This window comes from Cupriavidus sp. CP313 (assembly GCF_054072015.1).
Window position 1 is genome coordinate 143,203 of record NZ_JBSVZB010000011.1, and the last position, 13,826, is coordinate 157,028.

The 13,826-nt window shown below is 64.3% G+C and carries 11 protein-coding genes; 10 read left to right on the forward strand and 1 reads right to left on the reverse strand.

The genetic code is table 11. The features are described 5' to 3' along the window. Positions 1-110 precede the first annotated feature (110 nt). Positions 111-533: a DoxX family protein gene (locus ACW4E8_RS17195; protein ID WP_456805602.1), complete on the forward strand. Its 423-nt coding sequence runs from the start codon at positions 111-113 to the stop codon at positions 531-533. 308 nt (positions 534-841) lie between these two features. Continuing rightward, on the forward strand, positions 842-1,765 hold the full coding sequence (locus ACW4E8_RS17200) for a LysR family transcriptional regulator (RefSeq protein ID WP_456805603.1): 924 nt from the start codon (positions 842-844) through the stop codon (positions 1,763-1,765). Positions 1,766-1,856: 91 nt separating this feature from the next. On the opposite strand, the gene ACW4E8_RS17205 is transcribed toward ACW4E8_RS17200, so the two are convergent. Beyond that, complete coding sequence (locus ACW4E8_RS17205; protein ID WP_456805604.1) at positions 1,857-4,550, reverse strand: LuxR C-terminal-related transcriptional regulator; 2,694 nt, start codon at positions 4,548-4,550, stop codon at positions 1,857-1,859. Positions 4,551-4,904: 354 nt separating this feature from the next. Here ACW4E8_RS17205 and ACW4E8_RS17210 point away from each other — a divergent pair, with 354 nt between their 5' ends. From ACW4E8_RS17210 to ACW4E8_RS17245, 8 genes are all read left to right on the forward strand, one after another. After that, positions 4,905-6,149, forward strand: coding sequence for an acyl-CoA dehydrogenase family protein (locus tag ACW4E8_RS17210; RefSeq protein ID WP_456805605.1), 1,245 nt, complete (start codon positions 4,905-4,907; stop codon positions 6,147-6,149). A 42-nt stretch (positions 6,150-6,191) separates the two neighbouring features. Further along, the gene (locus tag ACW4E8_RS17215) at positions 6,192-7,316 is read left to right on the forward strand and encodes an acyl-CoA dehydrogenase family protein (protein WP_456805606.1); all 1,125 of its coding nucleotides are present in this window, start codon (positions 6,192-6,194) and stop codon (positions 7,314-7,316) included. A 327-nt stretch (positions 7,317-7,643) separates the two neighbouring features. Beyond that, positions 7,644-8,258 (forward strand): FMN-dependent NADH-azoreductase, encoded by a 615-nt coding sequence (locus tag ACW4E8_RS17220; protein ID WP_456805665.1) that lies wholly within the window; start codon positions 7,644-7,646, stop codon positions 8,256-8,258. Positions 8,259-8,366: 108 nt separating this feature from the next. Beyond that, complete coding sequence (locus ACW4E8_RS17225) at positions 8,367-9,818, forward strand: MFS transporter (RefSeq protein WP_456805607.1); 1,452 nt, start codon at positions 8,367-8,369, stop codon at positions 9,816-9,818. A 230-nt stretch (positions 9,819-10,048) separates the two neighbouring features. Continuing rightward, complete coding sequence (locus tag ACW4E8_RS17230) at positions 10,049-11,191, forward strand: Re/Si-specific NAD(P)(+) transhydrogenase subunit alpha (RefSeq protein ID WP_456805608.1); 1,143 nt, start codon at positions 10,049-10,051, stop codon at positions 11,189-11,191. A gap of 23 nt (positions 11,192-11,214) precedes the next feature. Next, entirely contained in the window at positions 11,215-11,556 is a 342-nt protein-coding gene (locus ACW4E8_RS17235; RefSeq protein WP_456805609.1) for an NAD(P) transhydrogenase subunit alpha, read from the forward strand. Further along, the gene (locus ACW4E8_RS17240) at positions 11,556-13,025 is read left to right on the forward strand and encodes an NAD(P)(+) transhydrogenase (Re/Si-specific) subunit beta (protein WP_456805610.1); all 1,470 of its coding nucleotides are present in this window, start codon (positions 11,556-11,558) and stop codon (positions 13,023-13,025) included. Before ACW4E8_RS17235 ends, ACW4E8_RS17240 begins: the two co-directional genes overlap by 1 nt. 36 nt (positions 13,026-13,061) lie before the next feature. Next, positions 13,062-13,814: an SDR family NAD(P)-dependent oxidoreductase gene (locus tag ACW4E8_RS17245; RefSeq protein ID WP_456805611.1), complete on the forward strand. Its 753-nt coding sequence runs from the start codon at positions 13,062-13,064 to the stop codon at positions 13,812-13,814. The last annotated feature ends 12 nt before the right edge of the window (positions 13,815-13,826 follow it).

Sequence of the window (13,826 nt, forward strand, 5' to 3'; positions counted from 1 at the left end):
CCGATTCTCTCGTCTAGTCAGCAACCGGGAGCGTGCCTACGATCAGTCCGATGGTCGTCATTCCGACCATCGAGCCAGAACCGGCTTTCTTTTAACCAAACTCGACCATCATGAAAACAGTCTCTGCAGATTCTTACCCGAAGCTTGCTGTGATCGGCCGTCTCCTGATTGCAACCGTATTCATTGTCAGCGGCCTTGGCAAGCTGGCGGCGCCGGGCGCCACCATTGGCTACATCGAGGCGATGGGATTGCCCGCACCATCACTGGCCTTTGTCGCCGCGATGGCCCTCGAACTGGCCGGCGGGGTCTTGCTGATCGTTGGCTACCATGCGCGAACGGTTGCGGCGCTGCTTGCGGCATACTCGGTCCTGACGGCACTGGTCTTCCATCATGGCTTTGGTGACCAGAACCAGGTGTTTCATTTCCTGAAGAACCTGGCCATGGCGGGCGGCCTGCTTCAGGTCATCGCGTTTGGCGCAGGTGCCTACAGCCTCGACAACCGTCGTCTCGTGGCCGCCGAACGTACGGCATAGTTGCCGTGGCGGATCCGGACGTGTCTGGCACGCCCGGATCCACTTCACTCCCTTGTGCGGGTGCGATCGCAGGCCCGGCTGCCGACTGACTCGGGCGCGGAGCCCGGGCGGGCTTCGGCAATCCACGGGCGGTGTGCCGCCCCGGGGGCCCGCAGCCGCGCATGCAGGCCATCGCACCGATGGCGGCCGTGTGCGCGGGATCGCACTAGTAGCAGCGCCGCGGAGAATCTGTCAACGTGGCTGTACAGCACTGGTCTGGGTGGCATCCCCCGTTGACGCCCCCGCTCGTCCGGAATGGGAGTCAGTCCATGGTCGATCTGAATGATGTGGCGCTATTTGTCAATGTCGTGACTGCCGGCAGCTTTGCGAAGGCAGCCCGGCGCATGGGCCTTCCGGCCAACTCCGCGAGCCGGCGGATGCAGGAGCTCGAGCGCGACCTCGGCGTACGCCTGCTGCATCGCTCGACACGACGGCTGACGCTGACCGACGCGGGCGAGCGGCTGTACTCCCAGTGTGCAGCCCAGATCGAGGCGCTGACCCAGTGCACCAACGAAATTGCAGAAGGCACCGCGGTTCCCAGCGGGAGGATCCGGGTTGCTGTCCCGGCGGATTTCTTCCACTTTCTGCCAGTTGACATGATGAGTGAATTCCTGCTCGAGTACCCCATGGTCCGGCTGGAATTCGTCATGAGCGATGCCAGGGCGGACCTGCTCGGTGAAGGCATCGATGTGGCATTCCGGATCGGCAGGACGATGGAGCCGAGCCTGATTGCCAGGCAGCTAGGCTGGAGCTGCGTCGGGCTGGTGGCAAGCCCGGCCTACCTCGATGCACGGGGTACGCCCGAATCGCCGGACGAGTTGTCGAATCACGATTGCATCGCCGTGCCGACGAATCCGGCCGGCTATACGTCATGGCATCTCGATGGAGCGCAGGGCGAGGAGGTCGACGTGGCGGTCAGGGGGCGGTTCCACGCGAACAGCACGCAGGCCCAGCTCAGTGCGTCGCTCAGCGGGCTTGGCATTGCGTTGCTCCCGCGCGCGATGACCGCTGCGGCGATCAAGTCCGGCCAGCTTCGGGAGGTGCTGCCCGAGTACGGTCTTCAAGGCGTTGGTGTCTATCTCCTCTACCTCAACCGTCGGCATCTGCCGCGCGCCGTCAGTGCATTCATCGAATTTACGGCGGCCAAGATGCTCGCGGCAGGATTGATCGAGCCATTGGCGTCCCTGAAGTAAAGGCGCCCGGCGCAGCACCGCGGGCGCGTACATGACCTGACTGTCATGCCGGAGGGACGCCGCTGCGGCCGCCAGCAGGTCGACGATCCTATTATGTAAGTCCGAGCCTGCGGGCGATCGCGACCGCCTCGGTACGGTTACGAGCTTCCAGCTTGCTGTTTATATTGCGCAGGTGCGTGCGGACTGTGCTGTCGGAGACGAAGAGGTGCTCCGCCATGGCAGCGTTGGAATATCCTTCCGCAAGCAACTGCAGCACGCGTAGCTCCTTGCGGGTCAGTGGATCAACGCGGACACCCTCGCAGCGCGGCAAGGCAAGGGACGGTTCGGCAGCCGTCGCCGCCGGCGGACCGAATCCCTGCAGCAGGCGTTGCAGGAATTCGCGCAGGATCGGGTCGTCACGCTGCCCGCCTCCGCCTTGCGCCAGCTGGTGCGATTGTGCGATCAACGGAGCGAGGGCGGCGCCCTCGTCGACGATCGACCTGAAGAATCCCTCGTGGCACATGTGGCGCAGTACCGGGGCGGCCGTGTCGAGGCCGGCCGCCGTGTTGCCGCCGCGGTATTGCGCGAGTGCGATCAACAGGCGCAGTTTTAGGGCGCGGCAATGGCGCGCCGTGCGTGTCGCTTCCGCGAGCGCCTGCTCCAGGGGCTTCACCGCCGCCCGGGCATTGCCGAACGAGATCTCCCATCGCGCCCGGCCGATCACGATGTCCTCGACATCGTTGGCCGGCAAGCTCAGGCGCGTGATGCGCTGCCACTGCTCGGCCTCGTCGGCGCGATTGAGCTCCTCCAGTGACGATTCAGCGTAGCCCTGCATCATCAGGAGGCGCGCACGCTCGAGTCTTGCGGTGGCGACGACACGCGGAAGCTGGCGTTCGACGCCCAGGTACTCGAACTGGCTCAGCAGCTGCAATGACCGATCGACGTCGCCGCGCTGGAAGGCAATGCGCGAGCAGATCCGGTAGCCGATGATGATATGGTCGGGCAGGCCGATTTCGCTTGCGAGCGGCAGGTACACATTGAGCAGGTGTTCGGCCTGCGCGAGGTCATCAGCCTCGTAGAGCACGCTGGCATAGAGCACGCCGGCCCAGGCATTGCCGTTGGTGAGGTCGTAGGAGAACGCACGGGTCGAGCCGGTCGCGATGCGGAAGCGTGCCGTGGCCTCGCGCAGCCGCCCCAGTTGCAGGTCGACAAGGCCCGCCGTCGATTCCGCGTGCATGCGCAGGAACACGTCGGCGTCCTGTGCGCTCCGCGCGCTGTCGAGGAGGCGCTGCGCCTCGGTGTGATGACCGAGGACGGAGGCGATGTGGCCCATCGCGTTGCGCAGCACCCCGTCGGCGAACGCACTTGAGGTGGGTAGCTGCTCCAGGCATTGCTGGCCGGCTTCATAGCCATCCTCGTAGCGCCCCATCATCGCCAGCAGCAGCGGCCGCTGGCCGTTGACGTGCGCGCGCACGACGGGATCCGGGCTGTCCGCGCAACCGGAACGTTCGAGCAGCTCCATTGCTTTCCACGGGCCGCGGGTAAAGGCGATTGCCCATACGGCTATGACCTGGAAGCGCGGATTCAACGCCAGCTCGTGTGGCGGTATCGCGTCGAACCAGCGCGCCAGCAAGCGCATCCGGCCCTGCTCCAGGAATTGATCGAGGTGCTGGGCCAGCAGCGACAAGGCATGCGGCGTGTCGCCACCCTCAATGGCATGGTCGATCGCGGGGACCGGCCTTTGCTGTTCCTCGTACCAGCCGGACGCGGCAAGATGCAGCCGCATTGCTTCGTCAGGCCTTTCACGGCGCAGCTGCGCACCGAGATAGTCGGCGAACATGCTGTGATAGCGCCAGGTTCGCTCCTTGCCGTCTACCGGCGTCAGGAAGAGATTGGTCGCCACCAGCGTGTCCAGGATGCTGCCGGCGTTGAACCCGGGGTTCAGTGCCTGGCATAGATCCGCATTGAACTCCCGCAGGAGACTGGTACGCAGCAGGAACTCGCGGATGTGCGGCGGTTGCTGCGCCAGTACGTCTTCGGTCAGGTAGGCCGCGACGTCGCAGTGAGAACCGGAGAAGTGATCGATGAAGTCACTATGCGCGCGGTGCCGGCCGAGCGAGATGGCCGCCAGCGACAGTGCCGCGGCCCATCCTTCGGTCTTCTTGTGCAGGCGGCCCGCATCCCCTTCGGAAAGCGGCGCGTCGAGACGAAGCGCGAACAACTGCCCGGTTTCGTCCGGGGTAAAGCGCAGGTCGCTGGCGTCGATCTCGAGCAGTTCGCCTTGGACGCGCAGGCGCGCGATGCCAAGGTCGGGCTGGGTTCGCGTGCCGATGAGGAGCTGGCCGTTACGCGGAAGGTGCTCGATGAGTTCCCGCACTAGTCCGATGACGGCGGGCTCGACCAGCTTCTCGAAGTCGTCGAGGAACATCGTGAAAGCCGTCACGTCGCGGCATGCCGTCCTGAGGATTTCCAGCGGCGCGGTCGCCGGCACCTCGTCGAAGGCGTTCTGCGCTACCGCGCTGCGCAGGCGGCTGACGAGACGCGACACCTCGTTATCGGCGCGGTCGAGCGTGATCCAGGCGGTATGCACATTGGCGCGGTCGAGGTGATCGCGCGCCTGAGCCATCGCGGTGGTCTTGCCGAAGCCAGCGGGAGCACGAACCAGCACGAGCTTGGCACGCGAGCTGCCGATGCGCTGGCATACGTCGACGCGCGGAACTTGCCGGTCTGCACTGGCAACGGAAGCCATCTTGCCGCTCAGCGCAGCTTCGGCGGGTGGTGGTTCGAACAGGACGGGCGTATTCATCGAAAGCACTCCGAATTCGCAATTCGGCCGCCCGGTCGGATGGCAAATGGTCGACCCGGCTACGTATCAGATCGTATGCACCGCGGCGGGGAGCGGGTAGACAGGGGAACCGGATTTCACTCGTCCGGGAATCGGGATAATCCGCGGATCTGAACAATGTGCTGCATCGAGCCCTAGTAGGGCGTTGGCGCTGGATGTTGCCTGCCGCACACGTACAGGGTGGCAGGCGAGAGAAAGATCGTCGCATGAGACGATGTGACGACAGGGCGGCCCTCTTACACTGAATGCAGGACGCATCGCGATCCACCGTGCCGGGTAGCGCAGATGCCCGCGGCTCGCCGCAAGGATCGGGTAATGACCTTGCTGATTTCCTTCGCCTCATCAAATGGACGTGCCATGACCTATGAACTGATTGGCGTGGAAGAGGAATTCCGGGATTCCATCAGGTCCTTCCTGGAGACCGATCTGACCCCCGACCTACGTGAAGCCGGCCGGCGCAGTTCGGGCATCTTTGCCGACTACCCCGACGCGATTCGATGGCACCGGGCGCTTGCTCGCCGAGGCTGGAGCGTCGCGCACTGGCCAGTCGAGCATGGCGGCACCGGATGGTCGCCATTGCAGCAGTACATCTTCGCGAGCGAGCTCGCGGCCGCGGATGCGCCGATGCGCTCGCCGGTCGGAACCCACATGGTCGCGCCTGTCATTATTGCGTTCGGTACCGACGCACAGAAAGCACGCTGGTTGCCCGGTATTCGTAGCGGCGAGGACTATTGGGCCCAAGGCTACTCGGAGCCGCAATCGGGATCCGACCTTGCCTCCCTGCAGTGCCGCGCGGTGCTCGAACCCGACGGGTCGAACTTTGTCATCAACGGTACCAAGATCTGGACCACGCACGCGCAATGGGCGAACAAGATCTTTTGCCTGGTGCGCACGTCCAGCGCAGGCAAGCGGCAGCAAGGCATCAGCTTTCTCTGTTTTGACCTCGGCCTTCCTGGCATTACCATCCGTCCGATCATCAGCATATCCGGCGATCATGAGCTCAATCAGGTGTTCTTCGACGATGTGCGGGTACCCGCCTCGGCACTGATCGGAGAGCAGGACAAGGGATGGGGCATCGCGAAGTACCTGCTCGAACATGAGCGTGGCGGCATGTGGGCACCGCTGCTGCGTGCGCGCTTGCGGCGCCTGCGCGCCGCTGCGCACTCTGCCTGGAGCGGTCTTCCGGCCGGCAGCGCACTGCCCGGCGAGCAAGCTCGCAGGCTGACGGAGATGGAGATCGAGATCGATGCGCTGGAAGCTGTCGAGATCCGCGCGCTGCGGGCCCAGGCGCGGGGTGAGCCGCCAGGCATCCGCCCGTCGATCGGCAAAGTTTGCGGTACCGAGGCGCGGCAGAGGCTCACCGAGCTGGGCCTGGAGATTGCCGGTGTGTATGCCAATGCTGGCCTGCCCGTGGAGTCAGCGGCAGGGGGGGAGTTGCCCGTGCCGGAAGAGGCTGTATTCAACATGGCGGCGTATCTCAATGACCGTGCTGCATCGATCTACGGTGGAACGAACGAGGTGCAGCGCAACATCATTGCCGCGCATCTGCTGGCCCGTTGACGAGACTGTGGTGTTGCGGTGCTGCACCAAGGAACTATTGCTATGAACGATACCCAGGCCATGTTGCGGGACAGTCTGTCGCGCTATCTGGACGAGCAGTACGGGGCCGAGGCGAGGTCACGCGCGCTTGCGGCAGCCGTTCACGAGCCGCCGATGTTGTGGCGCGGCATGTCGCGCGACCTTGGTATCCTCGGCGCCAGCCTTCCCGAGACCTGGGGCGGTCTCGGCGGCGGCGTGAGCGAAAACCAGCTGATCATGGAGTGTCTTGGCGGCGCGCTCGCGGCCGAGCCTTATCTGTCCACCGTGGTGATCGGTGGAGGATTGCTGCGCCGGGCTGGCGGAAGCATGGCCGAGAGGCTGATTCCGCGCATCATCGACGGCGATGCGGTGCTCGCGTTCGCCCATGTCGAGCCACCTGGTCACTTCGATCTGGCAGACATCCACACCACGATCTCGCCAGAAGGCGACGCGTTCAGGCTGAACGGCCGGAAGGCGGTGGTACATGGCGCACCATGGGCAACGCACCTCATTGTGACCGCACGTACCACTGGGGCGAGTGGCGATGGCCTGTCTGTAGTGCTGATCGATCGGGATTTGCCTGGCACCTTGATGCGCGCCTACCCGACGCGTGACGGCGGGCGTGCCGCCGAGATCCGGTTCGACAACGTCCGTGTGGATCGCGCCGCGCTGTTGGCGGAGCCGGGGCAGGCGCTACCCTTGCTCGACGAGGTCATCGACAAAGCCACGCTCGCCGTTTGTGCGGAAGCCATCGGCGTGATGCGAAGGCTGATGCGCGACACGTGCGACTATGCACGGGACCGGCACCAGTTCGGCGTGCCGCTTGGCGGCTTCCAGGCATTGCAGCATCGGCTGGCTGACATGTTCATGGCGCTGGAACAGGCAGATGCGTTGACGCAGAGCGTAGCGTCGTGCGTCGATACGCTCGGTCCGCAGCGCAGGCGTGCAGTGTCGTCAGCGAAGGTCGCGGTATGCCGCGCGTGCCGCAAAGTGGGTCAGGGGGCCATCCAGATTCACGGTGCCATGGGCATGACCGAGGAACTGGCCGTCGGGCACTACTTCCGGCGCGCAACCGCAATCGAAGGTCAGTTCGGATCGCTTGATTACCACGTGCGCAGGTACGATCGATCCTCAGGCGCGTCCGCTTGAGCGGGTGTTTCACCCGCTCGCCGACGCCGGGCGTGCGACAGGCATTCGCGCCGCATCCCTTTCTCCGCCCATCGTGCGGAATCAAACCTGACCGGCGTGGAAGCAGGGTGGCGCAACGCTCGCATCGTTTGCCTCCCTTGTCGATTGCTTCCACCGGTGGACGAGTGAAATCCGAGCCCGCTGGCTAGTCGATGAGTCGAGCCGTGTTTAGCATTGTTTCAGGCAGAACCGATCCGTTGCATGGCCTGCATCGACGGTAGCGGTTTCGAGCGGGGTTGTCCGTACAACCACCCATCTGCCCTTAAACTCGACTTTCAAAGGCTCACAATGGCGAAGATCCTTCATATCAACAGCAGCGTTCGAAATGCCGGCTCTGTCTCCCGTCAACTGACAGCTGAATTCCTGAGCAAATGGCAGGCAGTTCGATCCGCCGACGTCATCGTCGAGCGTGATCTGGCGGCGAATCCGGTTCCGCATCTTAGCGAACGGATGATGGGCGCGTTCTTTACGCCGGCTGAGCAGCGCTCTCTGGAGCAGGCTCAGACCGTGCAGTTGTCGGATGCGCTCGTGGCCGAACTGTTCGACGCGGATGTTATCGTGCTGGGCGCGCCGATGTACAACTTCTCGATCAGTTCGACGCTGAAGGCCTGGATCGACCATGTGACGCGTGCCGGCGTGACATTCAAGTATACCGAGGCGGGCCCCGTGGGAATGCTGGAAGGTAAAAAGGTGTACGTCTTCACTGCACGGGGGGGCTATTACACGCACGGCCCGGCACAGTCGCTGGATTTCCAGGAGGCGTACCTGCGCGCTGTGCTCGGTTTCATCGGACTGACTGACGTGACGTTCATTCATGCTGAGGGGCTGGCGATGGGTGATTCGGCGGTCGAGACTGCGCTGGGTCGTAGCCGCCTGATGATCGGTGAACTGGTAGCGACCTGAGCCTCGGGTGGCTGCGATCTGCCGGGTGGCGTATTGCGCCCGACTCGGTCGGGATGGCCGGCTCCGCAGAGCCGGTTCGCGTTGCAGGATCTCGTCAGAGTGCCGCCGATGACCGGTTCCGTACCGCCTACCCCCGCAGACGATCATCGCGGACTCACGGAGTCGCCGCTGGTCGTTGCGCTGGTTGCCGCGGCATTCTTTATGGAGAACCTGGACGTTACGATCATCACCACGGCGTTGCCGCAGATGGCGCGCTCGTTCAACGTTCTCCCGGCAGACCTCGGCATTGGTGTCACGGCGTATCTGCTGGCAGTTGCAGTCTTCATCCCGGTGAGCGGTTGGGCAGCTGATCGCGTCGGCGTGCGTACGCTGTTCGCCAGCGCACTCGCGGTCTTCACGGCAGCTTCCGCTCTTTGCGGCATGGCCGATGGGGTCGCTTCGTTTACGGTGGCGCGTATCCTGCAAGGCATTGGCGGCGCAATGATGGTGCCGGTGGGGCGGCTTGCGGTGCTGCGAGCGACGCGCAAGGAAGACCTGATGCGCGCGATCACGCTGATTACCTGGCCCGGACTTATTGCGCCGGTCATCGGGCCCCCGCTTGGCGGCTTTATCGCGACCTACTCGTCATGGCGCTGGATCTTCTTTCTGAACCTGCCGCTCGGGATCGTCGGCGTCCTGCTCACGTTGCGCTTCGTCAGCAATGCGCGCGAAGGCGCGCAGCGCAGATTCGATATGCGAGGCTTCATCCTTTGCGGAGTTGCCTGTACGACACTGCTGTACGCGACGGAGCTCATCGGCCGAGGCATCGGGCGCTGGTCTGAAGTGCTGGTGTTCCTCGCCATAGGGGGCGTCGTCGGCACAGGCGGGCTCATCCATTTGCGCCGCTCGCACAACCCGATCGTCGACTTGTCCGCATTCCGCATCAAGACGTTTGCCGTCGCGCTCGGCAGCGGATCTCTGTTCCGGGTTTCGATCAGTGCGCTGCTGCTTCTGCTGCCGCTGATGTTCCAGATTGGCCTTGGGCTGAATGCGTTCGAATCCGGGCTGCTCACACTGGCGGTGTTTGCCGGGAACCTATCGATGAAGCTGGTCACGGCGCCCGTCATGAAGCATTTCGGCTTTCGCACGGTGCTGCTTGTCAACGGCGCGGTCAATGCCGCTGCGCTGGCGGCGATGTGTTTCCTCGGCCCGGCCACATCCCATGTCTGGATTTGCAGTGTGCTGTTCGTGAGCGGACTCTCGCGCTCTTTGCAGTTTTCCGCCTACAACACGCTCAGCTTCGCGGACGTTCCGGCGTCTCAGATGAATGCCGCCGCGACGCTGTCGAGCACGTTGTATCCGATCACGATCGGCATGGGTGTCGCGGTCGGTGCGATCGTCCTGCGCCTGGCGGAATGGATCCACGCGAATGATGTGCAGGCAACTCCGCTGAGTGACTTCACGCTTGCGTTTGCAATGATCGCCGCGTTCAGCCTTGTGGGTCTCGTCGACGTGTTCCGCCTTGACCGCGATGCGGGTGCACAGGTGAGCGGGCATGTCCGTCGCCGAACGTCCTTTTAAGAATGCACAGGCCCGATTCAGATGCGTCTGCTTGGGATCCGCACAACCGAAGGGCGTCGGCAGTTCGGATCGATGTCGGCCACGCGCGCTACGTGGTGCCATCGAATCCGTCTGTTCCGACGATGAATCGCAAGCGCAACGCGCCATAATGATTTCTGCGCGGGAAGCCGGACGCTACTCCCGTCGCCAACCTTTTCGCAAGCTCCTTAAACGGATTCGAAGGGAAATCTATGCATATCGGGGTGCCAGCCGAGACGCGCGCTTACGAAACCCGCGTTGCCGCGACGCCGGAAACGGTCAGGAAATACGTCAGCCAGGGTCACCGGGTCACAATCCAGAGCGGTGCCGGGCTCGGCGCGAGCTTTACCGATGACGCGTTTGCCGCGGTCGGCGCGGAACTCGTCGATGTGGTGACCGCATTCGGTGCCGATCTCATCCTCAAGGTCCAGTCTCCCACCGCAGCCGAGCTGTCGCTGATGAAGCGCGGCGCGGTGCTGGTCGGCATGCTAGATCCGTTCAATACCGACAACGCCGCGCAGCTCGCCGCCACCGGCGTTACGGCGTTTGCACTGGAGGCCGCGCCACGGACCACGCGGGCGCAGAGTCTGGACGTGCTGTCGTCGCAGGCCAACATCGCCGGCTACAAGGCGGTGCTCGTCGCGTCGGCGCTCTATCCGCGCTTTGTCCCGATGCTGATGACGGCGGCGGGGACCGTGAAGGCCGCGCGCGTGCTTGTTCTTGGCGCGGGCGTGGCTGGCCTGCAGGCAATCGCGACCGCGAAGCGGCTCGGCGCCGTGATCGAGGCGTCGGACGTGCGCCCAGCGGTGAAGGAGCAGGTCGAATCGCTCGGCGCGAAGTTTCTCGACGTGCCATGCGAGACGGAGGAAGAGCGCGAGGCGGCCGAAGGCGTCGGCGGCTACGCCCGGCCGATGCCTGCGAGCTGGCTCGCGCGTCAGGTCTTGCTCGTCCACGAGCGCGCGAAACAGGCCGACGTCGTCATCACCACGGCACTCATCCCCGGGCGCGCGGCACCGACGCTGATCTCCGCCGACACGGTGCGGTCGATGAAGCCCGGCTCGGTGGTCGTCGACCTCGCGGCGGGCCGTGGCCCGGAGATCGATGGCCACCGCGGCGGCAACTGTCCGCTCACCGAGCCGGACAAGGTGGTGGTGAAGCACGGTGTGACGATCGTCGGCCATACCAATCTCGCGGCAATGGTGCCGGCCGACGCGTCCGCCCTCTATGCACGCAATCTGCTCGACTTCTTGAAGCTGATTCTTACCAGTGAAGGGCAGTTGAGCATCGATCTCGCTGATGACATCGTCGCGACAACGCTATTGGCCCGCGACGGCGCCGTCACGCGCAACGCATGAGAAGAGCCTATCAAGGAGGGGAGATGGAAGTTATCAACCATACGGTGATCAACCTGATCATCTTCGTGCTGGCGATCTACGTGGGTTACCACGTGGTCTGGACGGTTACGCCAGCCCTGCATACGCCCCTGATGGCGGTGACCAATGCGATTTCGGCGATCATCATCGTCGGCGCCATGCTCGCCGCGGGCCTGACCGAAGGCGGGGTCGGGCGCGTGATGGGCACGCTGGCGGTGGCGCTGGCCGCGGTCAACGTGTTCGGCGGCTTCCTGGTCACCCAGCGCATGCTGGAGATGTTCAAGAAGAAGGAACCGAAGGCCAAGGCGCCTGAGGCAAAGCCGGCGCTGGCCAGGGAGGGCGCGTGATGACCGGTCTTGTCAGCATGAACCTCGTCACCCTGCTCTACCTGGTGGCCTCGGTCTGCTTTATCCAGGCGCTCAAGGGCCTGTCGCACCCGGCCTCGGCGCGCAAGGGCAATGCCTTCGGCATGATCGGCATGGCCATTGCCGCGGTGACCACGCTGGTCCTGATCATCAAGCTGAAGAATGAATTCCTCGCGGCGGGCACGGCCCAGTCGTCGGTGGGCACGGGCCTGGCGCTGATCTTAGCCGCGCTCGTGGTCGGCGGCGGCATCGGCGCCTACGTGGCGAAGAAAGTGCAGATGACCAAGATGCCCGAGCTGGTCGCGGCGATGCACTCGCTGATCGGCCTGGCCGCGGTCTTCATCGCCGTGGCGGCGGTGGCCGAGCCGGCGGCGTTCGGCATCAGCCCGGCAGGCTCGCACCTGATCCCGCTGGGCAACCGCATCGAGCTCTTCATCGGCTGCTTCGTCGGCGCGATTACGTTCTCGGGCTCGGTGATCGCCTTCGGCAAGCTGGCCGGGCGCTACAAGTTCCGCCTGTTCCAGGGCGCGCCGGTAGTGTTTGCCGGCCAGCACTGGCTGAACCTGCTGCTGGCGGTGGCGATGGTGGGCTTCGGCGTCATCTTCTTCCTGTCGCAGGACTGGCTGCCGTTCCTGATCATGCTGGCGATCGCCTTCGTGCTGGGCGTGCTGATCATCATCCCGATCGGCGGCGCCGACATGCCGGTGGTGGTGTCGATGCTGAACTCGTACTCGGGCTGGGCGGCGGCGGGCATCGGCTTCTCGCTGAACAACCCGATGCTGATCATCGCGGGCTCGCTGGTGGGCTCCTCCGGTGCGATCCTGTCGTACATCATGTGCAAGGCGATGAACCGGTCGTTCTTCAACGTGCTGCTGGGCGGTTTCGGCGGCGCGACGGCGGCGGCAGCAACGGGCGACCAGCAGCAGCGCCCGGTCAAGTCGGGTTCCGCCGACGATGCCGCGTTCCTGATGGGCAACGCCGAGACCGTGATCATCGTGCCGGGCTATGGCCTGGCCGTGGCGCGCGCCCAGCACGCGCTCAAGGAACTGACCGAGAAGCTGGCCGAAAAGGGCGTGACCGTGAAGTACGCGATCCACCCGGTGGCAGGCCGCATGCCGGGCCATATGAACGTGCTGCTGGCCGAGGCCGAGGTGCCCTACGACCAGGTCTTCGAGATGGAAGACATCAACAGCGAGTTCGGCCAGGCCGACGTGGTGCTGGTGCTGGGCGCCAATGACGTGGTCAACCCGGCGGCCAAGAACGACCCCCAGTCGCCGATTGCCGGCATGCCGATCCTGGAGGCCTACAAGGCCAAGACCATCATCGTCAACAAGCGCTCCATGGCCGCCGGCTACGCCGGGCTGGACAACGAGCTGTTCTACATGGACAAGACCATGATGGTGTTCGGCGACGCCAAGAAGGTGGTCGAGGACATGATGAAGAGCGCTTGATACAACATGGCGTGTGCGCCGGGATCGGGGAAAGATATGCAGGACACCTTATTCGGCCTTCAAGGCAAGCGCGCGCTGGTCACCGGCGCATCTAGCGGGCTTGGGGCGCATTTCGCGCAGGTCCTGGCCGCGCATGGGGCAGAGGTCGTGCTGGCCGCGCGCCGTCTCGACGCGCTCAGGACTGTGGCTGACAAGGTCAGCGCGCATGGCTCCGTTCAGTGTGTCCGGCTCGATGTCACAGATGCTGCGTCACGATCTGCACTGGTAAGCGATATCGAGCCTGTCGATATCCTGGTCAACAATGCGGGGCTGGTGCGGGAGAGCGCAGCACTCGGGCACAGCGAAGACGATTGGGACGTGGTGATGGACACCAATCTCAAGGGAATGTTCTTCGTCGCACAGGCGCTGGCGCGGGGCATGCGCGCGCGCGGTGGCGGCAGCATTGTCAATGTCGCGTCGGTGCTGGGGCTGCGGCAGGCCGGAGGCGTTCTTTCCTATGCTGTTTCCAAGGCGGGCGTCGTGCAGTTGACCAAAACGCTTGCGTTGGAATGGGCGCGCCACGGCATCCGCGTGAACGCGCTCGCGCCTGGTTACATCGACACTGAACTGAATCGGGACTTCTGGCAGACCGATGGCGGCAAGGCGCTGATCACGCGCATACCGCAGCATCGCCTGGGGCGGCCGGAGGACCTGGACGGACCGCTGCTGCTGCTCGCGTCCGATGCGTCCCGATACATGACAGGTGCTGTGATCGCTGTGGACGGCGGTCATCTGGTCAATACGCTTTGAGGAAACCCCGAT